At 68.3% G+C, this 24,814-nt stretch carries 21 protein-coding genes and 1 pseudogene; 5 read left to right on the top strand and 17 right to left on the bottom strand.

The features are described 5' to 3' along the window. Genes QNM97_RS08875 through QNM97_RS08860 form a run of 4 tightly spaced genes read right to left on the bottom strand, consistent with a single transcriptional unit; the run spans position 1 to position 4,047 of the window. Positions 1-1,032 (bottom strand): MCE family protein, encoded by a 1,032-nt coding sequence (locus tag QNM97_RS08875; RefSeq protein ID WP_283822422.1) that lies wholly within the window; start codon positions 1,030-1,032, stop codon positions 1-3. Beyond that, complete coding sequence (locus QNM97_RS08870) at positions 1,029-2,372, bottom strand: MlaD family protein (RefSeq protein WP_283822421.1); 1,344 nt, start codon at positions 2,370-2,372, stop codon at positions 1,029-1,031. The genes QNM97_RS08875 and QNM97_RS08870 overlap by 4 nt, the downstream gene beginning before the upstream one ends. Positions 2,373-2,381: 9 nt before the next feature. After that, positions 2,382-3,248 carry an MlaE family ABC transporter permease gene (locus QNM97_RS08865; RefSeq protein ID WP_208791580.1) on the bottom strand — a complete coding sequence of 289 codons (867 nt, stop codon included), beginning with the start codon at positions 3,246-3,248 and terminating at the stop codon, positions 2,382-2,384. 1 nt (position 3,249) lies between these two features. Then, a complete protein-coding gene (locus tag QNM97_RS08860; protein ID WP_208796196.1) occupies positions 3,250-4,047 on the bottom strand; it encodes an MlaE family ABC transporter permease in 798 nt (265 codons plus the stop codon). 401 nt (positions 4,048-4,448) lie between these two features. Here QNM97_RS08860 and treZ point away from each other — a divergent pair, with 401 nt between their 5' ends. Next, positions 4,449-6,203, top strand: a complete 1,755-nt coding sequence (treZ, locus tag QNM97_RS08855; RefSeq protein ID WP_283822420.1) for a malto-oligosyltrehalose trehalohydrolase — start codon at positions 4,449-4,451, stop codon at positions 6,201-6,203. A 9-nt stretch (positions 6,204-6,212) separates the two neighbouring features. On the opposite strand, the gene ilvA is transcribed toward treZ, so the two are convergent. Further along, positions 6,213-7,613 carry a threonine ammonia-lyase IlvA gene (ilvA, locus tag QNM97_RS08850; protein WP_283822419.1) on the bottom strand — a complete coding sequence of 467 codons (1,401 nt, stop codon included), beginning with the start codon at positions 7,611-7,613 and terminating at the stop codon, positions 6,213-6,215. Between the two features lie 275 nt (positions 7,614-7,888). Here ilvA and QNM97_RS08845 point away from each other — a divergent pair, with 275 nt between their 5' ends. Continuing rightward, positions 7,889-8,890, top strand: coding sequence for an SMP-30/gluconolactonase/LRE family protein (locus tag QNM97_RS08845; RefSeq protein ID WP_283822418.1), 1,002 nt, complete (start codon positions 7,889-7,891; stop codon positions 8,888-8,890). On the opposite strand, the gene QNM97_RS08840 is transcribed toward QNM97_RS08845, so the two are convergent. The 5 genes from QNM97_RS08840 to lspA form a co-directional block, all read right to left on the bottom strand. Continuing rightward, positions 8,833-9,099, bottom strand: a complete 267-nt coding sequence (locus QNM97_RS08840) for a hypothetical protein (RefSeq protein ID WP_283822417.1) — start codon at positions 9,097-9,099, stop codon at positions 8,833-8,835. The genes QNM97_RS08845 and QNM97_RS08840 overlap by 58 nt on opposite strands. A gap of 141 nt (positions 9,100-9,240) precedes the next feature. Beyond that, positions 9,241-10,911 (bottom strand): NAD-binding protein, encoded by a 1,671-nt coding sequence (locus QNM97_RS08835; RefSeq protein ID WP_283822416.1) that lies wholly within the window; start codon positions 10,909-10,911, stop codon positions 9,241-9,243. 82 nt (positions 10,912-10,993) lie between these two features. Beyond that, a complete protein-coding gene (dnaE, locus tag QNM97_RS08830; RefSeq protein WP_283822415.1) occupies positions 10,994-14,542 on the bottom strand; it encodes a DNA polymerase III subunit alpha in 3,549 nt (1,182 codons plus the stop codon). 187 nt (positions 14,543-14,729) lie between these two features. Next, positions 14,730-15,656, bottom strand: a complete 927-nt coding sequence (locus tag QNM97_RS08825) for an RluA family pseudouridine synthase (protein ID WP_208791586.1) — start codon at positions 15,654-15,656, stop codon at positions 14,730-14,732. Continuing rightward, positions 15,649-16,479, bottom strand: coding sequence for a signal peptidase II (gene lspA / locus QNM97_RS08820; RefSeq protein ID WP_502875008.1), 831 nt, complete (start codon positions 16,477-16,479; stop codon positions 15,649-15,651). The genes QNM97_RS08825 and lspA overlap by 8 nt, the downstream gene beginning before the upstream one ends. A gap of 99 nt (positions 16,480-16,578) precedes the next feature. Between lspA and QNM97_RS08815 the strand changes: the two genes are divergently transcribed. Further along, positions 16,579-17,511, top strand: a complete 933-nt coding sequence (locus tag QNM97_RS08815; protein ID WP_502875051.1) for a hypothetical protein — start codon at positions 16,579-16,581, stop codon at positions 17,509-17,511. Between the two features lie 99 nt (positions 17,512-17,610). Here QNM97_RS08815 and QNM97_RS08810 read toward each other — a convergent pair whose 3' ends face one another. Then, on the bottom strand, positions 17,611-18,162 hold the full coding sequence (locus tag QNM97_RS08810) for a WKL family lipoprotein (protein WP_006370485.1): 552 nt from the start codon (positions 18,160-18,162) through the stop codon (positions 17,611-17,613). A 193-nt stretch (positions 18,163-18,355) separates the two neighbouring features. On the opposite strand from QNM97_RS08810, the gene QNM97_RS08805 reads away from it, so the two are divergent. After that, positions 18,356-19,345, top strand: coding sequence for an asparaginase (locus tag QNM97_RS08805; RefSeq protein WP_283822413.1), 990 nt, complete (start codon positions 18,356-18,358; stop codon positions 19,343-19,345). Between the two features lie 34 nt (positions 19,346-19,379). Here the strand turns inward: QNM97_RS08805 and QNM97_RS08800 are convergent, their stop codons facing one another. Both QNM97_RS08800 and QNM97_RS08795 read right to left on the bottom strand, forming a co-directional pair. After that, on the bottom strand, positions 19,380-20,936 hold the full coding sequence (locus QNM97_RS08800) for a DNA polymerase IV (protein ID WP_283822412.1): 1,557 nt from the start codon (positions 20,934-20,936) through the stop codon (positions 19,380-19,382). Positions 20,937-21,002: 66 nt separating this feature from the next. Then, positions 21,003-21,446, bottom strand: coding sequence for a PNPOx family protein (locus tag QNM97_RS08795; RefSeq protein ID WP_283822411.1), 444 nt, complete (start codon positions 21,444-21,446; stop codon positions 21,003-21,005). A 76-nt stretch (positions 21,447-21,522) separates the two neighbouring features. Between QNM97_RS08795 and QNM97_RS08790 the strand changes: the two genes are divergently transcribed. After that, positions 21,523-22,260 (top strand): TetR/AcrR family transcriptional regulator, encoded by a 738-nt coding sequence (locus QNM97_RS08790; RefSeq protein ID WP_283822410.1) that lies wholly within the window; start codon positions 21,523-21,525, stop codon positions 22,258-22,260. Here the strand turns inward: QNM97_RS08790 and QNM97_RS08785 are convergent. From QNM97_RS08785 to QNM97_RS08770, 4 genes and pseudogenes are all read right to left on the bottom strand, one after another. Continuing rightward, positions 22,243-23,187, bottom strand: a complete 945-nt coding sequence (locus QNM97_RS08785; RefSeq protein WP_283822409.1) for an alpha/beta hydrolase fold domain-containing protein — start codon at positions 23,185-23,187, stop codon at positions 22,243-22,245. The two genes, QNM97_RS08790 and QNM97_RS08785, sit on opposite strands and share 18 nt — an antisense overlap. Before the next feature lie 30 nt (positions 23,188-23,217). Continuing rightward, positions 23,218-23,664 (bottom strand): hypothetical protein, encoded by a 447-nt coding sequence (locus QNM97_RS08780; protein ID WP_283822408.1) that lies wholly within the window; start codon positions 23,662-23,664, stop codon positions 23,218-23,220. After that, complete coding sequence (locus tag QNM97_RS08775) at positions 23,604-24,494, bottom strand: MFS transporter (protein ID WP_283822407.1); 891 nt, start codon at positions 24,492-24,494, stop codon at positions 23,604-23,606. The genes QNM97_RS08780 and QNM97_RS08775 overlap by 61 nt, the downstream gene beginning before the upstream one ends. A 79-nt stretch (positions 24,495-24,573) precedes the next feature. After that, positions 24,574-24,801 (bottom strand): annotated as a pseudogene (locus QNM97_RS08770) (MFS transporter); the annotation flags it as partial. Between the last annotated feature and the right edge of the window lie 13 nt (positions 24,802-24,814).

The raw sequence follows: 24,814 nt of genomic DNA, 5'->3' as shown, positions 1-24,814 counted from the left end.
TCATCGGCACACCACCGAATGATTGGTGCCACCGATCTTGTTGATGATCCCCGGCGGGAACAACACGTCACCGATCGCGATGTCGAGGTCGCAGGCGTAGATGTTCAGGTAGGCCCCCTGGCCGAGCACGAGCGGGAAATGTCCGAGGAAGATCGGCAGGTTCTTGGCCATCCCGTCGAGTTTGGAGCCGTTGCCGATCAGAATCCTGGTCGCCTGATTGGCCGAGGTGGCCGCGTCGGCGAGATTGCCCCGGGATTGGGTGAGGACGTCGGCGAATCCCGCTGCGGTGTTGCCGATCTGGGTGACGGCAGTACCGAAGGCCGCCGAATTCGCGTTGAGGCTCTTGATGACGCCGGAGACGCTGTCGACGAGGGTGCCGATCTGGTCGCCCTGACGCGACAGATCACGCAGCACCCCGCTGAGATTGTCGATGATCGCCCCGATCACCACGTCCCGATTGGACATGTCGGAGGCGAACTTGCCGACCTGGGCGACGGTGTTGGACAACGACACCGTGTCACCCTGGAACGCCTGGACCAGACCGTTGGAGAGATTATTGACCTGTTCGGGGGTCAAGGTGTCGAAGACCGGCTGGAACCCGGCGAGCAGTTTGGTGACGTCGAAGGAGTCCTCCGAGGGCTCCTTGAGCGTCGACCCGACCGAGAGCGGTTGCGGGGTCCCGTCGGCGAGGGACAGCGCGAGATACCGCTGGCCGATCAGGTTCTGGTACCGGATCGCGGCCTGCGTGGTGGTGTACATCGGCTGGTTGTCCTGCACCTCGAAGGTGACCTTGGCGCGGCCGTCGACGAGATCGATCGAATCGACGCGGCCCACCCGCACGCCGGCCATCCGGACGTCGTCGCCCGTGGCCAGGCCCGAGGCGTCGGTGAAGAACGTGCTGAAGTTGTTGGTGCTGCCCGACACCGACCGTTCCAGCGTCGAATAGATGATGTAGGTCAGCAGCAACGCGACGACCGCGAACAGCGCGAAACCGATCAGCGGTTTGCGGATACTCGACTGCGCGGCGCTCATCGTCCCCCTCCCGAGGTGCCGGCCTGGGATGCGGTGCCGGTCAGGGTCGAACCGGTTTGCGTCGAGACCGACTGCACCAGCGGGCCGAGCATCAGGGTGTCGGCCGCGTTGGGCGCACGATCGAGTGCGGCGGTCAGCGTCTGGTTGTCGGCGCCGGTGGTGACCATGCCCGCCGGCGACATCCGCCGCATCCCGTCGGACGGATAGATCATCAGCGGACCCGAACTCGTCGGTCCGGTGCCGGTGCCCGGACCGACACATCCGGGACCACGCAGCTGACCGTAGGGCCCGCCGTTGTACACGGGACAGTTCTGGCGGGTGTAGCGCTGGAAGGCACTGAAACTCACGCCGATGTTGAGCTGGGCGTGCCCGTTGACGCCGGTGAAGACCGTGAGGACCTTGGCCGCGAGATTGTTCAGCGCACTCAGTGCCTGCGGCAACGCATTCGGCTCGTAGACCGCCGCGCCGAGCAGGGTGTTGGTGTCGGCGACGATGCGTTTACCGCCGTCGCCGTTGGCCGCGAACAGTGCCTGCACCTCGTCGGTCAGGCCCTGCGCCGCCGAGAGCAACGCGGTCAGGTCGTCCCGCGACTGCGCGATGGTCATCGCCGGGATCACGCTGCGGCCCAAGGTGTCCAACAGCTGCGGCGCGGATCGCGACAGGCCCTGTACGGACTGGTTGAAGTTGTCGAATCCGGACGGCGCACCCGGAGGGAACTGCGCGTTGATGGTGTCGAAATAGTTCTGCAGGACGCCGACGAACAGACCGAAGGTGGTCCCGCCGCCGCGCAGTGCGTCGGCGATGGTGCCGAGGACACCGGCGAGTTGCTCCGGTGGCACGGCCTGCAGCAGTGTCCGCAGCTGGTTCTGTGCGTCCTGCAGTTTGATCGTCTGTAGCGATCGGTCCGCGGGGATGGACGCTCCCGCCGAGAGATGGTCGGCAGACGGATGGTCCGGTTGCACCAGCTCGACGGCGTTTACACCGAAGAGGTTGGAGGGCACCGTGCGCGCGGTGACGTTGGCCGGGATGCCCTCGGACTGTGCCGGGGTGATGTCCATGTCGACCTGGCGCAGGTTCACCCCGGACTGGCCCGGCTCGTCGGTGAGGGCGACGTTCTTGACCGACCCGACGATGAGGCCGTTGTAGCGGACATCGGCACCCGAGGTCAGGCCGTCACCGACGTCGGTGAGTTTGGCGTTGACCGCGACGGTGGAGCTGAACACGCCCTCGTACCGCATGAACAGCAGCACGAACAGGATCACCAGAATGATCAGGAATGCACTGCCGCGCAACACATATTGCACCAGTGAAGGGTTACGGCCGTCGGTGGCTATCAGCATGGCTGTCCCTCACCCCGAGATCTTGATGCCGGGCGATGTTCCCCAGAACACCAGCGTCATGACCAGATTCGCGAAGACGATGACGATGATCGCCAGCCGGATCGCGTGTCCGGCGGCCACCCCGACGCCTTCGGGGCCGCCGGAGGCGAAGTACCCGTAGTAGCACTGGATGAAGGTGGTCAACAGCACGAAGACGATCACCTTGATGAACGAATACACCATGTCGCTCGACAGCAGAAAGGCGTTGAAGTAGGCGAGATAGTTACCCGGTCCCTGGCCGCTCTGCACCTGGAACATGACCTGGCACGCAAGGTAATTCGCGGCCAGTGAGACCGAGTACAGCGGCACGATCGCCAGCACCGCCGCCGACATCCGGGTGGTCACCAGATACGGCAGGGGTCGGATCGCGATGGATTCCAGCGCGTCGATCTCCTCACTGATCCGCATCGACCCGAGCTGCGCGGTGAACCGGCAGCCCGACTGCGCGGTGAACGCGGTCGCCGCCAGCAGAGGCGCGATCTCACGGGTCGTCGCGAATGCCGACAGGCCGCCGGTCACCGGTGACATCCCGAGGAGGTTCAGTGCGGTGTAGCCCTCGATGCCAACGGTCGCCCCGCCCATGACGCCGAGGATGACCATGACGCCGACGGTGCCGCCGCCGACCACGATCGCGCCGTTGCCCCACGCGACGTCGGCGAGCAGACGCCAGACCTCTTTGCGGTAGTGGGTGAACGCGATGGGCACCGAACCGATCGACCGGACCAGGAAGGTGATGAGGTGTCCCATACGCGCCAGCGCGTCGCGCGGCCCGCGGTAGACGCCCTTGGCGGCCTCGACGGGCCGGAGTACGGGCGGGACGTACCGGGATGCGGCCATCTCACACCACCTTTGCCGGGACGACGATGGCGAACAACTGGGTGAGCACCACGTTGACGGTGAACAGCAACAGCACCGAATTGACCACCGCGGCGTTCACCGAGTTGGCCACCCCGGCGGGCCCACCCTTGGTGTTGAGTCCGCGGTCACAGGCGACGATGGCCACGATGGCACCGAACATGACCGATTTGATCAGGGCGAACAGCAGGTCCGAGACGGAGGCGAAGGAGGCGAAGGTGCCGGTGTAGCTACCGGGGGTGCCACCCTGGAAGTAGACGTTGAACGCGTAACCGGTGATGAAGCCGACGAAACACACGAAGCCGCAGAGCAGGAAGCTGACGACCATGGTCGCGAGCAGGCGCGGTGAGATCAGTCGCTGAACGGGGTTCACGCCCATCACCCGCATCGCGTCGATCTCATCGCGGATGGTGCGGGAACCGAGGTCGGCGGCGATCGCCGAGCCGACCGCACCGGCGAGCAACAGCGAGGTGACCAACGGTGCGCCCTGCCGGATGACACCGAGTCCGGTGGCGGCACCGGAGAACGACGTCGCACCGATCTGACCGGCGATGTTGGACACCTGGATCGACACGATCACCCCGATCGGGATGGCGACCAGGAAGGTGGGAAACACCGAGGTGCTCGACATGAAGGCGCACTGGCGGATGAACTCGCCGAACGGGAAGCGGCGCTTGAGGATGTCCTCGATCAGGACCTTGAACACCTCGACGAACATCGCGAGCTGACGACCGAAGGTCTCGAAGCTCGCCACGATGTGTTCGCGAAACCATTTGCGCATCCCCCCGGGCTTGCGCGTCCCTGTTGCCTCGTCCTCCGAGGCCACTGCATCAGTGCTGCTCAACACCCGTCCCTGCGTCGTCTGTCATCCGTCGCGTGCCCCCCTGGCAGGCCTGGCCCGAAGTAATATACAGCACCGTCAAATCGGCGTATGCCCTGGGTCACACCCGGCGTGGCCTGCGGCCGTGTACTCCACGCAATACGGTGGGGTGTGTGGACGAGCCTCAGGATGGTCCCCCCGACGTGGAGGGCCACGCATGTGTGGGTGCCGACACAGTAACGTGGTCACCCCGCCCGGGTGAGAAGAAACGCGGGAATCGTTCCAACAGAATCGATGCGACTCCCCATTCACCCCCTCGGAGCCTGGCGGACCTGCAGGTCTGGGCACCCGCGGCGTCGCGGATGCGCACCAGGGTCGTCACCCCGGCCGGCACCCGTGACCTGCCGATGATCGGCACCGATGCGCCGGGGTGGTACCGGATCGACCCGGCCGTGCTGACCACGGCGGCACTCGACGAACTCGGGCACGCCGATCCCGGCACCCTGCGATACGGATTCCTCATCGACGACGGGGAACGCGCCTTGCCCGACCCCAGGTCGGTGCGTCTGCCCGACGGTGTCCACGGTCTGTCCGCGCTTCACGTGGTGGACCCGTCGATCTGGCACGACGCGCAGTGGACCGGTCTCGACATCCGCGGCGCCGTGCTCTATGAGCTCCACATCGGCACCTTCACCCCCGAGGGAACTCTCGACTCGGCCGTCGGGCGCCTCGATGATCTGGTGGAGCTCGGCGTCGATGCGGTGGAGGTCATGCCGCTCAACGCCTTCAACGGTGAGTACAACTGGGGCTACGACGGCGTCGGCTGGTATGCGGTGCACGAACCATACGGCGGCCCGGATGCCTTCGCCCGCTTCGTCGACGCCTGTCACACCCGGGGGCTGGGCGTCGTCCTCGATGTGGTCTACAACCACCTGGGGCCGTCGGGCAACTACCTCCCCGACTTCGGGCCGTACCTGGGTGCCGGTGCGACCGGCTGGGGGGAGTCGCTGAATCTCGACGGTCCGGACTCCGACGAGGTACGCACCTACATCCTGCGCAACGCGCTGCGCTGGTTCGCCGAGTTCCACGTCGACGCACTGCGGCTCGACGCGGTGCACGCCCTCGTCGATCACCGCGCCTATCCGCTGCTCGAGGCCCTCGCCGTCGGCGCCGACGCGCTCTCGGACGCGCTGGGCCGTCCGTGCTCCCTCATCGCGGAGTCCGATCTCAACGATCCGCGACTGATCCTGCCCAGAACGGTCAACGGCTGCGGGCTGACCGCTCAATGGGACGATGACATCCATCACGCGATCCACACCGCCGTCTCCGGTGAACGACAGGGTTATTACGCGGACTTCGGGAGCCTCGAGGGTCTGTCAAAGGTGTTGCGCGGCGGCTTCTTCCATGATGGAACGTACTCGTCCTTCCGCGGCCGCCACCACGGCAGGCCGATTCCGGACACGGTGCCGACGACCGCGCTGGTGGCCTACACCTGCGACCACGATCAGATCGGCAACCGGGCGACCGGAGATCGGCCGAGTCAGTACCTCGACCACGGCCGACTCGCGATCAAGGCGGCCCTGGTGTTGTTGTCGCCGTTCACCCCGATGCTGTTCATGGGTGAGGAGTGGGCCGCCGGCACGCCGTTCGCGTTCTTCACCTCCCATCCCGAGCCCGAGCTCGCCGAGGCCACCCGCAACGGCCGCAAGGCCGAATTCGCCGACCACGGTTGGGATACCGACGACATCCCCGACCCGCAGGATCCGGAGACGTTCCTGCGCTCCAAGCTGGACTGGACCGAACCCGACACGCCGGCGCACGCCCGCGTCCGGGACTTTTACCGCGAGCTGATCGCGCTGCGCAAGTCCACGGAGGCCTTCTCCCGCAGCGATTTCGCGTCCGTCGACACCGACTACGACGACACCGGGGGATGGTTCGCGATGCACCGTGGCGATGACGCGTCCGAGGCGCAGTGGTCGGTCGTCTGGGTCCTGGCCGAGCCGCTCACCGTGCCCATCGACCTCGAGCCGGTGTTGTGGTGGGAGCCGGTGGAATCGGTCGACGGCGGGATACGCAGCCCCGGCCACAACGTGGTGATCGGCCGCCGCCGCCCGTGACCGCCACCGTCACGTCAGGTACTGGTATGCCGGCGAATCCGGTTCGAGCCGTTCGCAATCGAGCCGCGAGCGATCCATCCGATCCATCAGGCCGGCGAGTCCCTCACGGTCGCCGAGCTCGATGCCGACGAGTGCCGCGCCGGTCTCGCGGTTGTTGCGCTTGACGTATTCGAACAGGGTGATGTCGTCGTCGGGACCGAGGACCTCGTCGAGGAAACGCCGCAGCGCCCCCGGCTCCTGCGGGAAGTCGACGAGGAAATAGTGCTTGAGCCCCTGGTGAACCAGTGAACGTTCGATGATCTCGCCGTAGCGGGAGACATCGTTGTTGCCGCCGGAGACCAGGCAGACCACGACGGCGTCGTCGGGCAGCTTGAGCTGCGAGAGCCCGGTGACCGCGAGCACCCCGGCCGGCTCGGCGATGATGCCCTCGTTCTGATAGAGCTCGAGCATCGTCGTGCAGATCGCGCCCTCGTCGACATGGGTGATGTGCGCCGACCCAGCGGGCAACGACACCGGCTCGTCGGGCAGGACCCGAATCGCACTGTGCGCCTCGCCTTCTGCGCGGACATCGTCGAGAACCGGGTGGGCGGTGACCGATGCGTCGAGGTCGGCCATCGCGCGATGCCCCAGTGCGCCGATGCGTTTGACGGCCGCACCGTCGACGAACGGGTCGATCCGATCGAGAGTCACCGGTCCACCGGCGACCAGGGCGGCAGCCAGGGAGACGGCGCCGGTCGGCTCGACCCCGACGATGACGACCTCGCGTGACACCGACCGGAAGTAGGTGGCCATCCCGGCCAGACAACCACCACCGCCGACGGGCGCGACGACGACGTCGGGTGCGCGGCCGAGTTGATCGACGATCTCGCGGGCGATGGTGCCCTGACCCGCCGCGGTCCGCGGATCGTCGAAGGCATGAATCCAGGCAGCACCGGTGCGCAGCACGTCGGCCTGGGCCGCGGCCGCAGCCGCGTCGTAGGTGTCGCCGACCGCCAGTAGTTCCACGAAATCGCCGCCGTGCCAACGAATCCGGTCACGCTTCTGCTTTGGGGTGGTGGTCGGCACGTAGATGCGCCCGGGGGTCTGCATGGTGCGGCAGGCGTAGGCCACCCCCTGGGCGTGGTTGCCCGCGCTCGCGGCAACCACCCCGCGAGAGCGCTCCTCCGGGGACAGTTGCGCCATCACGTTGAAGGCGCCGCGGATCTTGTAGGACCGAACGGTCTGCAGATCCTCCCGTTTGAGGTACACCTGCGCGCCGACGTCACGGCTGATCCGTGGCGCAGCTTCGAGCGGGGTGTGGGCGACCGCGGGCTCGATGCGTACCGCGGCAGCATCGATGGCCGCGGCCGACAACCCCGGCACCGACTCCTGCTGCGACTCATTGACATGCGGTGTGCTCACGGCACCCATGTTCTCACCGGCGGCGCTGCCCGGACCGGGCGGGGCGGACGGCTCGATGACCCGCCGGGCACCGGCACAGTGACACCGCCGGGCACCGGCACAGTGACACCGCCGGGCACCGGCTCGATGACCCCGCCACGCAATTGTCTGCGGCGCGCCGCGCCGCGCGCCTAGACTCGGGCGGGAACGCATCCACCACATGGTCGTCGGCGCGTGTCGGCAGGACTCGAACACCGGTTCCCGCCGTCACATCACCGATCACCATGCCTGCGGAGGGAACCCCTGTGCCCCTGCTCACCCGGAGCCTGTTCGCCCGCCCGTACGTGCGCGGGTCTCGCCGACTTCTCGCGGCGGCCTGCGGCGGCGTGCTGACCGCCGGACTTCTCAGCGCCCTCGGTACCGCGCCGGCCCAGGCGGCGCCCATGTGCGCCGGCGGCGGCGCACCCGCCCGGCTGGTCGGAGCGGTTCCGGGCGCGGCGCTGGAAGGGCTGACCGTCGATGCCGCCGGTCGCGCCTATGCGTCCGATCTGATCAGCGGGCAGGTGTTCCGATTCGACCGGCCCGGCGCACCCGGCCGGGCGATCGCCCGTGTTCCCTCCGGTGGTGCCGGGGCGCTGGCCTGGGCTCCCGACGGCACGCTGCTCGTCGGCTACGGAGCCGACCCGCGGGTGGTCATCGGTGACGCGGTCCGCCCGGGCGCGATCGCACGCCTGGATACCCGGACAAACGTTCTGCGACCCTGGGTCGGCGGACTCTCCGCCGCCGACGGGATGGATGTGGCGGCCAACGGCACCGTGTACGCCACCAACGACTTCGGGAACCTCATCGGGCGCGTCGCACCGAACGGCGCGGTCAACGCGCAGTGGGGATCGCTACCGAGCGCCAACGGCGCCGTCCTCGGCCGTGGCGATGGGTGGCTGTATGTGTCGCGTACCTTCACCAATCCGGGCGTGAGCCGGATCTCGACGGCGAATCCGCGCGTCGTGCAGAGTCTGCTCACCCTCGGTGGCGCCGACACCCTGGCGGCTCCCGACGGTCTGACGCTCGATTCGCGGGATCGTCCGGTGGTGCCGTTCAATTCCGGTGGACAGATTGTCCGGATCACCGCACCTGGATCGTATTGCGTTCTGGCCCAAGGCCTTCGACTGTCCAGCGTGCTGAGTTACGGTCGCGGGGACCGCGGCTTCGCGGCGGGCCGACTCTACCGTGCCGGCTTCGACGGCCGGATCTATGAGATCCCGGGCGGGTTCGATGCCGGGGCGGTCGCCGCGTTCCCGGGTAGGTGACGGGCGACGAGCCACGTCGTCACCAGCGCGACGCCGGAAAACCACGCGGTCAGCTCCGGGGTGAGGACCAGCAGCGAGATCAGTCCGACGACACCCGCCGCCGCGATCGCCTGCAGCTTGTACACCGGCCACGCCACGCCCGCGACGTCGACGGTACGTACGGCGCGCACATGCTCTCGGACGGGATTCATCTCGATCATCGCGGTCATCTGTGCACTCCTGCCGACGGTTCTTCGTTCTGCCGTGACACCGAATATAGCACCACCGTGACCTAAGGTTTCGGTGAGCCGAAACCAGGGTTTCGTGTGACGGTTTCGGGTGATGCTGTCAGGCGATGCGACCACCTCGTCTCAGCGGCTGCGCTGCAGCGTGTCCAGCAATTCGTGATACGGACCGACCAGGTACGCGGTGTCCTCGGCGGCCAGCCGGTCGTCGCGTCGAGGGTGCAGCACGGTCCCCGATCGTCGGATGATCGCGACGATGCGGGTTCGTGTGGGGAGGTCGGCGAGCAGCATGCCGTCCAGGGCGCTGCCGCGCCGGATGAACAGGCCGCCGACCATGAAGGAATAGCGCCCGACCGAGAACGTGGAGATGACCTGCAGACCGAGTGCCGCCCCGATGAACCAGGGTGCGGCCAGTTCGACCGTGGACCGCACGTTCTCAAATCCGAAACGGTGCGCCACCGCCGCTCCCAACGACTGGTCGTAGACACGCAACACCACCGGAACCCCGGCCCTCCCGGCCGACCGGGACCAGCGCCGTCCGAGCACCTCGCGCAGGATGATGCCGGTCTCGATGTTCACCATGTCGTCGTGGGTGAGCACCGCCACCGCGTGCGCGCGGTCGATACCGGCGTCGGCGAGTGTGCGCCGTAACGTCGCGTCACCGATGACCACCGGGATGTCGAGTTCGGCCGCCACCTCGAGGAAGCGGTTGTCGTCGTTGCGTTCGACCACCACGACCTCATGACCGAGCGCCCGCAGGTCGGTGGCCACCCGGATGCCGAAGGACCCGAGCCCGACGACCAGGATGTGACCGGCCATGTCGCGCACGCGCCGTCGGGCGGCCGACGCGCCGATCCGGCGCGACAGCAACAGGTCGGCGACGAAGGCCATCAGCACCGCGGTGGTGGTGACACCGGCGAACATCAGGCCGATGGCGAACAATCGCAACCATGTCGGCTGTCCGACGAAGCTGAAATCGCCGTAACCGACGGTCGCGATGGTCTCGGTGGAGAAGTAGAGCGCATCGACCAGACTCATCCCCGGCCGGTGATAGGTGAAGCGCAGCAGGATGGTGGCGAAGGCCAACAGCGCCAACGACACCCCCAGTGCGCGAAAGAGATTCGGGTTGACGTCGTCGCGGAACGCACGGACGGCGCCGATCGCGCGCAGCGGCAGCGGTCGGCGTGAGCGGGTGCGTCGCCGGGGCGTGGCGATCTCCACCCCCTGCGCGGCGAGGTCGTCGACCGTGCCAATCATCGCGACCCAGTCCCCCGCGTCGACCGGCAGATCGCGGCCCGGGCACGGCACGACCGAGTCCGGGCCCGCCCCGGAGCCGGCGCGCAACACGGCCACCGGCGCGAGGTCGCCGTAGAGTTCGCGCAGCGTGCCCGCGCCGGGAGCATAGGCCCCCGACACCACGAACTCGTTGCCCGCCACCGGGATCGAGTGCGTCGTACGTCCCAGACACGCCTCGACGACCGACGGGGCGGCGAGTTCGGCGACGTCGAGAACGGCGCCCGGGCCGTTGCCCGAGGCGACCGCGTCCCGCAGCACCGCGTTGGACAGGTTGGCCACCACCCGCACGTGCGGATCGAGAGTGCGTGCCAGAAGCGCGATCTCGAGGTTCACCGCATCGTCCGACCCGGCGCACACCACTGCCGCGGCGTGCCCGACGTCGGCGTCGGCGAGGTCTCCGGGCGCCGCCAGCGCGACGATCCGCGCTCCGGCACTGGCGAGTTCCTCGGTGACCCGCAGCGTCAGTGCGTCGTCACCGTGCACGATGATGTGGCCGGGCATTTCGCAGAGCGTACCCGCGCCGTGCCCGGCCCGCGTGCCGACACCGACCACCGAGAGGCCGGCCCGCACACCTCAGCTCAGCTCAGCTCAGACAGCTCGGACCGAGCAGAGCCTTGAGGTCACCCATGAGCGCCGAACTCGGGGTCACCCGCAGCGATTCGGTCAGGCACAGCCGTGTCGAGCGGTCGTCGGAGACAAGGGTGACATGCACGTCGGCGGTCCCGGGATGGCGGGTCAACACCTGCTTGAGTGCGGCGACCCGATCCGGTGTGCACAGTCGGCTCGGCAGCGTCAGGGCGACCGGTTTGGTCGTACCCGCCACGTCGAGGTCGGGGACGGCGAGGTCGTTGGCGCTGATCATCATCTTGTCGTCGTCGCGCAGGGTCACGCGAGCCTTGATGAGCACGATGTTGTCCGGGGCGATGTCCATCCCGTACGCCAGGAACGACCGTGGGAAGAAGTAGACCTCCACGCCACCGACCATGTCCTCGAGGGTGATGGCGGCCCACGGTTCGCCCTTCTTGTTCACCCGTCGGGTGACCGTGGAGATGATGCCGCCGATCGTGATCTGGGCACCGTCGGACACATTGCCCTCGAGCAGCTGCGTGATCGAGGTGTCGGTCTGCGCGGCGATGGCGTGCTCGACGCCGGCCAACGGATGCCCGGATACGTAGAGCCCCAACATCTCTCGCTCCAGGGTGAGTTTGTGTTTGGTGTCCCACTCCTGGTCGGGGACGGGCACCGCGAACACCTCGGCGAGGCTGTCGTCGGCCGACTCGTCGCCACCGCCGAACAGATCGAATTGCCCGATCGCCTCGGCCTTCTTGGTGCCGATCACCGATTCGATCGCCTCGGTGTGGATCAGGAACAGACCCTTGCGCGGATGACCGAGCGAGTCGAAGGCACCGGCCTTGATCAGCGACTCGGTGACCTTCTTGTTGCACGCGGTGACGTCGATCTTGTTGAGGTAGTCGGAGAAGTTCGCGAACTTCCCCTTCGCCTCCCGGGCCTCGAGGATCGCGCCGACGACCCCGGAACCGACGTTGCGGATCGCGGCCAGACCGAAGCGGATGTCGGTGCCGACGGCGGCGAAGTTGCGCTGCGACTCGTTGACGTCGGGCGGCAACACGGTGATGCCGAGCTTGCGGCAATCGGCCAGGTAGATCGCGGCCTTGTCCTTGTCGTCGCCGACCGAGGTGAGCAGACCCGCCATGTACTCGGCGGGATAGTTGGCCTTGAGGTAGGCGGTCCAGAAGGAGACCAGGCCGTAGCCGGCGGCGTGCGACTTGTTGAACGCGTACCCGGCGAACGGCAACACCGTGTCCCAGAGGGCGGTGATCGCCGCCTGCGAGAACCCATTGGTGCGCATACCCTCGGCGAAGCCGTCGTAGGCCTCGTCGAGGATCTCCTTCTTCTTTTTGCCCATCGCGCGGCGCAGCAGGTCTGCTTGTCCGAGCGAGTAGCCGGCGACCTTCTGCGCGATCTGCATGATCTGCTCTTGGTAGACGATCAGGCCGTAGGTCTCGGAGAGGATCTCCTTGAGCGGTTCCTCGAGCTCGGGGTGGATCGGCCGGATCTGCTGCAGACCGTTCTTGCGCTTGGCGTAGTCGGTGTGCGCGTTGACGCCCATCGGGCCCGGGCGATACAGGGCGAGGACCGCGACGATGTCCTCGAAACCGGTGGGCTGCATCATCTTCAGCAGCTCACGCATGGCCGCGCCGTCGAGCTGGAACACGCCGAGCGTGTCGCCGCGGGCGAGGAGCTCGTAGGTCTTCGGGTCCTCGAGCGGCAGCGTGTCGAGGTCGAGGTCGATTCCGCGGTTGAGCTTGATGTTCTCCAGGGCGTCACCGATCACGGTGAGGTTGCGCAGTCCCAGGAAGTCCATCTTCAGCAGGCCGATGGCCTCGCAGGAGGGATAGTCCCAGCCGGTGATGATCGCGCCGTCCTGGGCGCGCTTCCACACCGGGATGGCGTCGGTGAGCGGCTCCGAGGACATGATCACCGCGCAGGCGTGCACGCCGGCGTTGCGGATCAGCCCCTCGAGACCGAGGGCGGTGTCGTAGATCTTCTTGACGTCGGGGTCGGTCTCGATGAGCGTGCGCACCTCGGTGGCCTCGCCGAATCGCTCGTGCTCGGGGTTGGTGATCCCCCAGACCGGGATGTCCTTGGCCATGATGGGCGGCGGGAGGGCCTTGGTGATGCGGTCGGCGATCGCGAAGCCGGGCTGGCCGAACTGGACCCTGGCCGAGTCCTTGATCGCGGCCTTGGTCTTGATCGTGCCGAAGGTGATGACCTGGGCGACCTTGTCGCTGCCCCACCGTTCGGTCGCGTAGCGCACCATCTCACCGCGCCGGCGGTCGTCGAAGTCGATGTCGATATCGGGCATCGACACACGTTCGGGGTTGAGGAATCGCTCGAAGAGCAGTCCGTGCGGGATCGGGTCGATGTTGGTGATGCCCAGCGCCCAGGCGACCAGCGACCCGGCCGCCGACCCGCGGCCCGGGCCGACCCGGATGCCGACCTCCTGCGCGTGCCGGATGAGGTCGCCGACCACCAGGAAGTAGGCGGGGAATCCCATCTGGATGATGACGTCGAGTTCGTAGTTCGCGCGCTCCTGGTACTCCGCGGGCACCTCGGAGTCGGAGAAGCGGCGCTCCTTGAGGCCCTTGGCGACCTCCTTGCGCAGCCAGGTCTCCTGGGAGTCACCCTCGGGCACCGGGAAGACCGGCATCCGGTCGCGGTGGGTGAAGACGTCGGCGTAGCTCTGCACCCGCTCGCCGATCTCGAGGGTGTTGTCGCAGGCACCGGGGACGACCGAATCCCACTGCGCCCGCATCTCCTCGGCCGACTTCAGGTAGTAACCGTCACCGTCGAACTTGAAGCGGGTGGGATCGGAGAGGGTCTTGCCGGTCTGGACGCACAGCAGCGCCTCGTGCGCGGCGGCGTGCTCCTTGGTGACGTAATGGCAGTCGTTGGTGACGATGGGCTTGATGCCGAGCTTGCGACCGATCTCGAGCAGTCCGTCACGGACCCGACGCTCGATCTCGAGGCCGTGCTCCATCAGTTCGAGGTAGAAGTTCTCCTTGCCGAAGATCTCCTGCCATTTCGCGGCCGCCTCGAGTGCTTCACGCTCGTGGCCGAGCCGCAGCCGCGTCTGCACCTCACCCGACGGGCAGCCGGTGGTGGCGATGATTCCCTCGGCGTGCGCGGCGATGATCTCGGCGTCCATACGCGCCCACTTGCCCAGCTGTCCCTCGATCGAGGCCAACGACGAGAGCGTGAACAGGTTGCGCAGTCCCGTGGCGTTCTCGGCGACCATGGTCATGTGGGTGTAGGCACCCGAGCCGGAGACGTCGTCGTCCTTCTGGTCGCGGGTGCCCCACAGCACACGTTTGGTGTTGAAACGCGACTCCGGGGCGATGTAGGCCTCGATGCCGATGATGGGGGTGATGTCGTTTTTCACCGCGGTGTTGTAGAACTCGCTGGCACCGAACATGTTGCCGTGGTCGGTCATACCGATCGCGGTCATCCCCAGGCGCTTGGCCTCGGCGAACAGCGGCGCCACCTTCGCCGCGCCGTCGAGCATCGAGTACTCGGTGTGGTTGTGCAGGTGAACAAACGAGTCTGCCACGGACGCTTCTCACCTCTGGTGCGAGTCTTCTGGATAGGGCGTCACCAACTCTAGGCGCTGCGACCGACAGCCACGCCCGGGCACGCCGCTGCGGGAAAGCTGTGGCAGGTGAGGCGTCGTACGCGGAGTGTCGGCGCCGGTGTGTCACGCCCGGCGTGTCGTGGTGGTCGCCGATCCGGGGCCTGCCTCAGCCCTCGCGCAGCACGTCGAGCGCGTGCTGGAGATCTTTCGGATACGGGCTCGTGTATTCGACGTACCGGCCGTCGGCGGGATGGGCGAACCCCAGCGACCGTGCGTGCAGCCACTGACGGTCCAGACCCAGACGCGCGGCGAGCACCGGGTCGGCCCCGTAGGTGAGATCACCGCAACACGGATGGTGCAGGGCCGAGAAGTGCACCCGGATCTGATGGGTGCGCCCGGTCTCGAGATGGATGTCGAGCAGCGAGGCCGCCGCGAACATCTCGAGGGTGTCGTAGTGGGTGATGCTCGGCTTGCCACCAGCGGTGACCGCGAACTTCCAGTCGTTGCCGCGGTGGCGGCCGATCGGGGCGTCGATGGTCCCCTCGGGCGGGTCGAGGTGACCCTGCACGAGCGCGTGATACCCCTTGTCGACCTCGCGGTCCCGGAAGGCGCGCTTGAGCAGCGAATACGCCCGCTCGGACACCGCGACCACCATGAGCCCGGACGTCCCGACGTCGAGCCGCGACACGATGCCCTGTCGTTCGGAGGCACCCGAGGTGGAGATCCGATAGCCGGCGGCGGCGAGCGCACCGACGACGGTCGGCCCGCTCCAGCCCACCGAGGGATGCGCGGCGACCCCGACGGGTTTGTCGACGACGATGATGTCGGAGTCGTGATAGACGACCGAGAGGTCCTCCACCGGTGTGGGCTCGACCCGCAGCGGCTCGGTCGGCGCGGGCAACAGGACATCGAGCCATCCGCCGGCGACGAGTTTGTGGGACTTACCGACCGCGACGCCGTCGACGGTGACCTCGCCGTCGTCAGCGAGACGGCCCACGACCGTGCGCGACAGGCCCAGGAGCCGGGCTACCCCGGCATCGGCGCGCATCCCGTCGAGGCCGTCGGGAATGGGCATCGCCCGAGACTCACGCATCGGCGTTCCTTCCGGTCTGGGTGTCCTGGCCGGAATCGGCGTCCTTGCCGGTGTCGGTGTGCTCGCCGGTATCGGTGTTCTTGCCGGAAGCCGCGTCCTTGCCGGTGTCGGTGTGCTTGTCGGTGTCGGTGTTCTTGCCGGAAGCCGCGTCCTTGCCGGTGTCGGTGTGCTTGTCGGTGTCGTCCGCACCGGCATCGGCGGCCCCGAGATCGCGCTCCGCCGACTGCTCGTCGGGGTCCGGGTCGTTGCGGGCCGCCCAGCCCGAGCGGGTGCCGTCGTGGTCGAATCCGAGCAGCGACAGGATCACCAGCAGCACCGCCCCGCACACGACCGCCGAATCCGCGACGTTGAACACCGGCCACCAGCCCACCGACACGAAGTCGACGACGTGCCCGCGCAACGGACCCGGCGCCCGGAAGATCCGGTCGATCAGATTGCCCAGCGCCCCACCGAGAACCAGGCCCAGTCCGAGAATCCACCAGCCCGATCGGAGCCGGCCGGCATAGCGGATGATGACCGCGACGACCGCCAGGGCGATCAACGTGAGCACCCAGGTGTAGCCGGTCGCCATCGAGAACGCCGCACCACTGTTGCGCACCAGGCGCAGGGTCACCGTGTCGCCGATGACCCGCACCGGCTCGCCGGGGGTGATCAGGGCCACCACAAGGGTTTTGGTGATGACATCGAGAGCGACGACGGTGCCGGCGATGGCGGCCAGAACGGCGAGTACCTTCGCGCCGCGCTGCGTGCGAGGGGCCGTCGTCGCGGTCGTCATCTGCTCGTCGGCACCCGAGGTGGTGCCATTGGTCGCTGAGTCGTCCACCCGTCCATCATCCCTGACGCGTGCAATACGCTGACTGCCGTGTCCTCCACGCCCGCTTCGTCCAGGATCGCCGCACGCCCGATCCGGCGCAGGCGCCGCCTGTCACGCAGGTCCACCGCCACGGTCTGGGCGACCGTCCTCACCGGCGCCCTCGCGGTGAGCGCCTGCGGCTCCGGAGCCGACAGCGCGGAGTCGTCGCAACCACCGACCCCGACCGGGGCGTGCGCCACCGACCCCGGGATCGGTCTGACCCAGGCCACACCGATCCCGATCCCGACCGCGACCGTCACGCTCACCTCCCCCGGCGCGGCTCCCACCCGCATCGCCACACCCGCACCCGACGTCGGTTCGGCACAGCAGGTGACCCTGTCGACCACCTCGAGCGAGGTGTCGACCACCGCGCAGACCACCCAGGAGGTCACCACCCCGCTGACCGCCCGGTTCGGATGCACGGCGACCTCCGAACTGCACCTCGTCCTCGGAACGCCGACCTCGTCGCAACCGGAGCTGACCGACCAGCTCGCCAAGGCCAAGGGCAGCGTCGCCGGGATCGCTCTCGGGCCAGCGCTGAGCCCGATGTCGCTGCGTCTGCGGCCGACCGACGCGTCGTCGGCTCCCGCACGTCGCGCACTCGAACAGTCGCTCGTACAGACGCTGCAGGATTCGATCGTGTTGCCCACCGACCCGATCGGCGTCAGCGCCACCTGGCGCAGCGAACGCACCGTCGTCGGCGCGGCAACGGTGACGCAGACCATCGAGGCGCGGCTGAGCGCGTGGGACGGCAATCGCCTGACCATCGCCTTCACCGCCGAGGAGTCACCGATCAACTCGGTGTTCACGATCCCCGGCGGCAACACCACCCTGACGATCGCACGGTATTCCTATTCCGGGTCCGGGGAGATCGTCGTCGACCTGACCCGGGGGTTACCCGTCGGCGGGCATGCCGACTACAGCGGTGCCCGTGAACTCGTCGGCGCCGACCCCGACCAGCCGCTACTGCAACGCATCGGGTTCAGCGTGAACTGGAAGTGACCCGTCCGCACCGCGCAAGTCCCCCGACACCGCGAGAAACGCCGCAGGGCCCCGACTCGTCGAGTCGGGGCCCTGCGGTGGTGTTGATCGAGTGCGAGCTCAGCTCGACGGGCGGGTACTCGACGACGTCGGGCACATCGCGCTGGTCACACCGTTGGTGGTGATCAACGGACAGACGAAGCTGCTGGCCAGCTTCCAACGTCCACCGTCGTAGACGATCTGCGCGTCGATGTCCTGCGGCTGCTGATCGGGCAGTTTGACCTGCACCCGAACACTCGCCCGGTTCGGTCCGTCGGTGGTCACCGGACCGCGGATCTGGTAGGTCACGTCCGGGTTCTCCTTGCGCGCCTGCACCAGCTTGTCGAAGACGGCCGGATCCTTCTGCGAGTTCTGCACCAGCTGTGTCTTCTGCGCGTTCGGCACGTTGGGGTCCAGCGCGGTCTGCAGCATCTGGTTCAGGGTCGCCACCGAGGGCGGGTTGCTCGCGTCGGTGACGTTGGTCCCGCCGCCGGCGGTCGAAGCGGCGCTGCTGGTGGTGGTCTGGGCGACGGTGGGGATGTCGTCGGCACTGTCGTCGCTGCTACACGCTGCAACGCTGACGGTCACCGCGGCCGTGATCATGACGGCACCCACGAACTTCGGAAACTTCAACGATCTCCCTCACTGTCTGTGCGACCCCGCCCTCACCGGCGCGGTCATCCTTACGACTTGTCGCGGTTGCTCCCACCCTGTCGGATGGGTCAACGGTGACACCACTATGCCAAACCGTCGCACGGCACCGGAGTGCCGGACACCACGACCGCAACGGTTGACGCCGTCGGCCGGTTCCCGCAACCTGTGATCCATGGCACCGACGCCGCACGCACGCATCGCCCTGATCACCACCGGCGGCACCGTCGCGGCTCGCACCGGAACCGACGGTGCGGTGCCGGTGCTCTCCGCCGACGACCTGCTGGCCAGGGCCGAAGGGTCGGCCGCGCGCGGGGTGCCCACCGGGGCCTCGTTCGAGCCGCAGATCGTTCCGGTCGATCTGATGTCGGTGGACAGCTCGGCGATGACACCGACCGAACAGTTCCGCGTTGTCGCCGCGATCGCCGACGCGTTGGCCGACCCGGGCATCGACGGGGTGGTGGTGACCCACGGCACCGACACGATGGAGGAGACCGCCTTCCTCGCCGACCTCTTCGCCGCCGATCCGCGGCCGGTGGTCTTCACCGGCGCGCAACGCCCGGCCGACGACCCGCACGCCGACGGCCCCGCCAACATCGCGGCGGCGTTGGCGCATGCCGCCGACCCGGGCTCGCGCTCACGCGGGGTGCAGATCGTCCTCGGTGGTCGGATCACCCCGGCGCGCGGCGCATTCAAGGTCTCCACCGTCGACCTCGACGTCTTCGATTCCGTACACGACTCGCTCCCACGGCCACTGCTGACCGGTCCGCTGCCGGGTGGCCACCCCGCGCGCGTCGACGCCTACACCCTCTATCCGGGAGTCTCACCGGGACTCATCGCCGCCTCGGTGTCGCAGAACGCCGCAGGCATCGTGCTCGCCGGCACCGGATCGGGCAACACCCATCCCGACATCACCGCCGAGGTCAGCCTGGCGCGACAGCGCGGGGTGGTTGTCGTCGTCACCACCCGGGTGCCCCACGGCCCGGTGGTCGCCACCTACGGCGGCGGGGGTGGCGCGGTGGATCTCGAACGTGCTGGGGCAATCGTCTCGCGGTGGCTGCGTGCACCTCAGGCGCGCGTGGCCCTGCAGGCACTGCTCACCACCGGCTGCGACGCCGACGAGGTCGCCGACTTCTTCTCCGCATCCGGGCCGCGGGACGACTGATCGGACGGGTGTCGCGCCGTCCGTTGCCGTGCGCTCACCCGCGCGGCCAGTCCAGACTGTCGATCGGGTCGGCGCGGCGCAGATCGGGATCGTCGGCGGCGAAGGTACGCGCCGGGCCGGGCCCGGTGGTTCTGGTCTCGAACCGCACGGTGACCACACCGTGCCCGGCACCCTGCACCCAGCCGTGCCCGTGCTCGCGGTGGGTCACGTCGTTGCCGGTGGCCCACTCACCGGGCTGCGCCGAGTGCACCGCACTCTCGGCACTCTCGGCGCCCTCGGCGCCCTCGGTGCGGTCGGCGCGGTCGGTCTCCTCGACACCGTGCGCCGAATCCGCGGTCGGCGTCGCCACGCCGGGCACCGGCTCGGTCGCTGCCGCGACATCATCGAACAACGCGTATTGCTCGGTCTCACTCAGACCGGAATAGCCGACTCCGACAAGGCGAATCGGACCAATCGACTCGGGATCGAGAGCCAGGCGACGGGCCACCGCGGTGAGTGCGTCGAGGTCGCTGGTGGCCGCGGGCAGCGTGAAACTGCGGGTCAGCACCGACATGTCGGCGCGTTTGAGTTTGAGCACGACGGTGCGGGCACCGCGCCCGTCGGCGACGAGCCGACGGTGCGCATCGGCGGCCGACCGATCGATCGCCGGCCGCAGCCCCGCCATCGACACGATGTCGGCGGCGAAAGTGGATTCGGCCGAGATCTGTTTGGCCGCAGCACGTTCGGTGACAGGTCGATCGTCGATGCCCTGGGCGAGGCGGTGCAGCGCCGGACCGACGGTGGAACCGAGCACCGAGGCGACCTCGACTTCCGACAGCGCCGCGAGATCGCCGATCGTGTCGATACCCAACCGGGACAGACGATCCCCGGAGACCGGGCCGATCCCCCACAGTTTCCGGACCGGCAACGCATGCAGGAACGCGAGTTCTCTGCTGGGCGAGATCACCATCACCCCATCGGGTTTGGCCATTCCGGAAGCGATCTTGGCGATCTGCTTGCCCGAGCCGAACCCCACCGACGCGGCCAGGCCCACCTCGTCGCGGATGCGTCGCCGGACATCGTCGGCGAACGCGTGCGCCTGCGCGGCGCTACATCCGACGAGCGCCTCGGGCTCGGCGAACGCCTCGTCGAAGGACAGCATCTCGATCACACCCACGGCCTCGCGGACGAGCGCGAAGATCCGCTCGCTCACGACCCGATACACCGCACCACGCGGCGGGAGCACCACCGCGGACGCACCGACGAGTCGCCGCGCCTGATGCATCGGCATCGCCGACGACGCGCCGTAGGCCCGTGCGGCATAGCTCGCACCCGCGACCACGCCCCGCCCGCCCGTACCGCCGACCAGCACCGGCCTGCCCCGCAGGGTCGGACGCGTGAGTTGTTCGACAGAGGCGAAGAAGGCATCCATGTCGAGATGCATCACCCACCGCGCACTGCGCTCGGTGGCATCGGGCTCGCTGCGCTCGATGGCATCGGGCTCGCTGCGCTCGGTGGCATCGGGCTCGCTGCGCTCGGTGGCATCGGGCTCGCTGCGCTCGGTGGCGTCATCCCGACCAGCGATCCCCGGGACTCCTGCAAACTCCGACACCCTTGCAGAGTAGGACGTGCGCCGACCACCGGTCGTCGAGGCGTCGGCACACCTGGCAGCGGGTGGCTAGGCGGCAGAGACGACGAAGACCGGGATCTGTTCGGCATGTTCCGCGAGTTGCGCCTCCGTCGCGTCGACCCCGAGCCCCGCCGGCAGGAACCGCCCGACCTCCCACCCCCATTTGTCGAGGTAGCGACGGATGATCGCGGCCCGCTCGGTCGCGGGCACCTCGAGGAGCGCGACCCGGCGTGAGCGCCGGCCACGACGCAGTTCGCCCACACCCGCCGCGCGGGCGTTGCGGACCCATTGGGTGACGCCACGCACCGCCACCAGGTACTCGACACCGTCGAGAACGAGCGGATTGACCGGAATACTCTGCGGCGCACCGGATGTCCGACCGATCACGGTCAGGGTCTGGGCGCCGGCGAGCGAGAAGCCGCGGTCGGTGAGCCAGCGGACGAGGGCATTCATCCGGGAATCCATCGTCGTGGGCGCGAGGTAATGGGTCATCGAACTACCTTTCGTTGATAGAGAGCACCGCTCTCGTTTTCGAGTATGCAGACATCCGGCCCGAAAAACAAGAGCAATGCTCTCGCATTGTGCGATGATGGTCGGCATGCCCGGATCGACGACGCGCGCGCCCCGCACCCGAGCCGAGAATCGGCAGACGATGGAGACCGAGATCCTGCGGCTCGGTCGCGAGCATCTGAGCACCCACGGCGCCGCGGGACTGTCGCTGCGTGCGATCGCGCGGGAGCTCGGCGTGGTCTCGTCGGCGGTCTACCGCTACGTCCCGAGTCGCGACGAACTGCTCACCCGGCTGCTCGTCGAGGGGTACACCCACCTCGCCGAATCGGTCGACGCCGCCACCGACCGTATCGACGCCGGGGATCATCGCGGCCGGATCATGGCTGCCGCCAAGGCAATCCGCGCCTGGGCCGTCGACGATCCGGCACGCTGGGCACTGCTCTACGGCAGCCCCGTCCCCGGATACGCAGCGCCCGCCGACCGTACCGTCACCCCCGGCACCCGCGTGATCGCACGGCTCATCGCCGAACTCGCCGCCGCACATGACGCGGGCGTCCTCACCGCCCCGGACTGCGAGGTCTCCCCCACGCTGTCGGCCGATCTCGACGCCATCCGCACCGAGTTCGGCAACGACCTACCCGATACCGCCCTCGTCACCGGAACCCTGTTGTGGGCCACCGTGATCGGGGCGACCTCGCTGGAGGTGTTCGGCCAATACGGCTCGGAGACGTTCTCCGTTCCCGAGCACCTGCTCAGCGCCCAGATCGACGCGGTCCTGTCATCGGTGTTCCGCTGACGGAGATTCCTCGACGGCGGTCGCGACGCGTACCCGCTCGGCGATCCATCCGTACGACGAGAGCGCCTTGACGTCATCGTCGACGTCGTAGCCGTGATCGGCGTCGGGGACCTCGAGGAGCCCGCGCAGCGCGCCGGCGGCCTCGAGCCGCCGGGCGTATCGCCGTCCCTCCTCGGCCAGGATGTCGTTGTGCGCCACGATGACCAGAGCGGGTGCGATACCGGCGAGATCGGCCTCGTCGGCGCCGCCGGCGGGTGAGACCAGCCGGTCGGACCGCTGCGCGACGTCCGGGACGTACGCGGCGTCGAACACCGTACCCATCCACGGTCGGAGCATCGGCCGGGCCAACGGTGAATGCTTGGCGCCCGCCGGGACCGTCAGATCCAGTGGCGGGTAATGCAAGACCTGCAACGAGATCGCGGGGCCACCGTGTTCGAGTGCGAGCCGCGCCCCGGCCGCCGCGAGCGCGCCGCCCGCGCTCTGACCGCCGACGACCAGTCGAGTGCCGTCCCAGCCGTGCTCTGCTCTGTGCTCGGCGATCCAGACGAGGATCTCGTGGATCTGCTCGGGCGGTTGCGGAAACCGATGCTGCGGGGCGAGCGCGTAATCGACGTTGACGACCACGACGCCGGCCTCCACCGCCAGCAGCCGGCACGCCGGATCGTCCTGCTCCCTCACGCCCATGACGTATCCGCCGCCGTGCAGGTTCACATACACCGGTGGTGTGCGGTCGGCGGGTGCGCGACGGTAAATCGTCGCCGAGACCGGCCCCAGAGTGCTCGGTATCCGCAGCGGCTCGGTGTCGGCTCGGTGGTCGGGGAATCGCGCCCGCGCGCGAGTGGTCGTGCGCTGCGCCGCCCGACCCATCCCCCACTGCATACCCCGCGCGATCACCCGGGCCACAGGCGGGTTGGCAAGCACAGACATTCGACGTCCTCCGGAGAAATCGTGGGTCGGTCATACGGTTTCGGGTTCGCCACTGACGCGGGACCGCGACTCGACCCCGGTGAACCCGATGCCGACGATGAGGGTGGCGAGCAGTGCCGCGCCGGCGCACACCACGAAGGCCATCGAGTATGAATGATCGAGAGCGTCAAAGGCAACCGACTGCAAAGGATTGAGCGGCACGGACTTTCCGTCGACCATCACCGTCGCCGGAACGCCGTTGGCGCCCAACGGCCCGGAGTGGACCGCGCCGACGGCCGCCTCGAGGGACTCGCGGGTGGCTCCGGAGGCGTGTGCGGGTGCCGAATCAAAGGCCTGCATGGCATTGCGAAGATCTTCGGATGCGTTGAGCTTCGCCTGGATCGCGTTGGCGGCCTGGGTGAGTGCGATCGCACCGATCACCGACGGCCCGAGAGTGAAGCCGAAGTCGCGCAGCAGACTCGTGGTGCCGCTGGCCATCCCGGCCAGGTGCGTGGGCACGGTGTTGACGGCCACGGCGGTGACCGCCTGCAGGCGAGCGCGAAGCCGAGCCCGACGACCGCGATCGGTGGCAGGATCAGGCCGAGCGACATGGTCGCTGCCGGGATCGATGCGGCCCAGAGGTCACCGATCGCGATCAGGCCGAAACCACCCGCCATCAGCCATCTCGCGTTGTGGCGGACCAACAGCCGGGCGACCAGCGGTGCGGTGAGCAGGGTCATGCCGTTGAGGATGACGAAGGCGATCGACGTCATCAGCGGCGAGAACCCTTGGATCGCAGCCAATCTGATGCTGGTGATGTAGGCGGTACCGAGCAACGCGAAACTGCCCAGCACGGTGGCGATCGCCGCGACACCGAACGCCCGGTTGCCGAACAGGTCCAGACGTAGCAGCGGCGACTGCGCACGACGCTCGACGATGATGAACGCGACGGCCGCCAGGGCGGCGACGACGAACGCGCCGATGATGTCCGGGCCGCCGTAGCCGGTCGTCGACCCCTGGATCACCGCGTAGAGCAGGGCGAACAGCGAGATCGCGACGGTGATCTGGCCCGGCCAGTCCAACGAGCGCCCCGTGGGTGCCGAGGACGTGGTGGCCATCGTGAGCGTCACGATCAGGCACGGGACCGCGAGGAGCGCCACAGCCAGGAAACCCCACCGCCAGCCCGCGGTGTCGGTGCCCGCGAAGGGATATCGGGCGAGGAAACCGCCCAGGACCGGGGACACGAAGCTGCCGGTGGCCAGAGCCGCGGCCCACACCGAGATCGCGCGGGCGCGGTCGTGGGGCGTGTGCGTGCCCGCTGCGACCATCGCCAGGGTGGTTGGGCATGATCGCGGCCGCGCCGACACCGGTGAGCACCTGGCCGACGAGCAGCACGGCCACCCGGATCGAGGTGTCGACGTCGGCACCCGGGGTGAGGAAGCCGATCAGCTGACCGACACCGAGAACGATGGTGCCGATGATCAGTAATCGCTTGCGGCCGAACAGATCTCCCAGCAGCCCGAAGGTGAGCTCGAACAGGGTGACCGGGACCAGGAACGCCGCGGAGATCCAGGTGAGCTGTGACGCGCTGGTGCCGAGATCGTCCTGGAAGAGCCCGTTGAGCACGGCGGGCATGGCCAACGCAGCC

It is taken from the genome of Gordonia sp. L191, assembly GCF_030077625.1.
Lineage (GTDB): Bacteria > Actinomycetota > Actinomycetes > Mycobacteriales > Mycobacteriaceae > Gordonia > Gordonia polyisoprenivorans_A.
This window is presented reverse-complemented; position numbering and strand designations above follow the sequence as displayed.

What these genes read in the sequence shown, in the direction of transcription:
- QNM97_RS08805 (WP_283822413.1), top strand. Translation starts at nt 18,356, where the DNA reads ATGGCACCGACGCCGCACGCACGCATCGCCCTGATCACCACCGGCGGC.
- QNM97_RS08825 (WP_208791586.1), bottom strand. Translation starts at nt 15,656, where the DNA reads ATGCGTGAGTCTCGGGCGATGCCCATTCCCGACGGCCTCGACGGGATG.
- treZ (WP_283822420.1), top strand. Translation starts at nt 4,449, where the DNA reads ATGCGCACCAGGGTCGTCACCCCGGCCGGCACCCGTGACCTGCCGATG.
- QNM97_RS08835 (WP_283822416.1), bottom strand. Translation starts at nt 10,911, where the DNA reads ATGCCCGGCCACATCATCGTGCACGGTGACGACGCACTGACGCTGCGG.
- QNM97_RS08785 (WP_283822409.1), bottom strand. Translation starts at nt 23,187, where the DNA reads ATGTCTGTGCTTGCCAACCCGCCTGTGGCCCGGGTGATCGCGCGGGGT.
- QNM97_RS08780 (WP_283822408.1), bottom strand. Translation starts at nt 23,664, where the DNA reads ATGGCCAGCGGCACCACGAGTCTGCTGCGCGACTTCGGCTTCACTCTC.
- QNM97_RS08865 (WP_208791580.1), bottom strand. Translation starts at nt 3,248, where the DNA reads ATGGCCGCATCCCGGTACGTCCCGCCCGTACTCCGGCCCGTCGAGGCC.
- QNM97_RS08840 (WP_283822417.1), bottom strand. Translation starts at nt 9,099, where the DNA reads ATGACCGCGATGATCGAGATGAATCCCGTCCGAGAGCATGTGCGCGCC.
- QNM97_RS08870 (WP_283822421.1), bottom strand. Translation starts at nt 2,372, where the DNA reads ATGCTGATAGCCACCGACGGCCGTAACCCTTCACTGGTGCAATATGTG.
- QNM97_RS08875 (WP_283822422.1), bottom strand. Translation starts at nt 1,032, where the DNA reads ATGAGCGCCGCGCAGTCGAGTATCCGCAAACCGCTGATCGGTTTCGCG.
- QNM97_RS08795 (WP_283822411.1), bottom strand. Translation starts at nt 21,446, where the DNA reads ATGACCCATTACCTCGCGCCCACGACGATGGATTCCCGGATGAATGCC.
- ilvA (WP_283822419.1), bottom strand. Translation starts at nt 7,613, where the DNA reads ATGGGTGCCGTGAGCACACCGCATGTCAATGAGTCGCAGCAGGAGTCG.
- QNM97_RS08790 (WP_283822410.1), top strand. Translation starts at nt 21,523, where the DNA reads ATGCTCTCGCATTGTGCGATGATGGTCGGCATGCCCGGATCGACGACG.
- QNM97_RS08860 (WP_208796196.1), bottom strand. Translation starts at nt 4,047, where the DNA reads ATGCGCAAATGGTTTCGCGAACACATCGTGGCGAGCTTCGAGACCTTC.
- QNM97_RS08775 (WP_283822407.1), bottom strand. Translation starts at nt 24,494, where the DNA reads ATGGTCGCAGCGGGCACGCACACGCCCCACGACCGCGCCCGCGCGATC.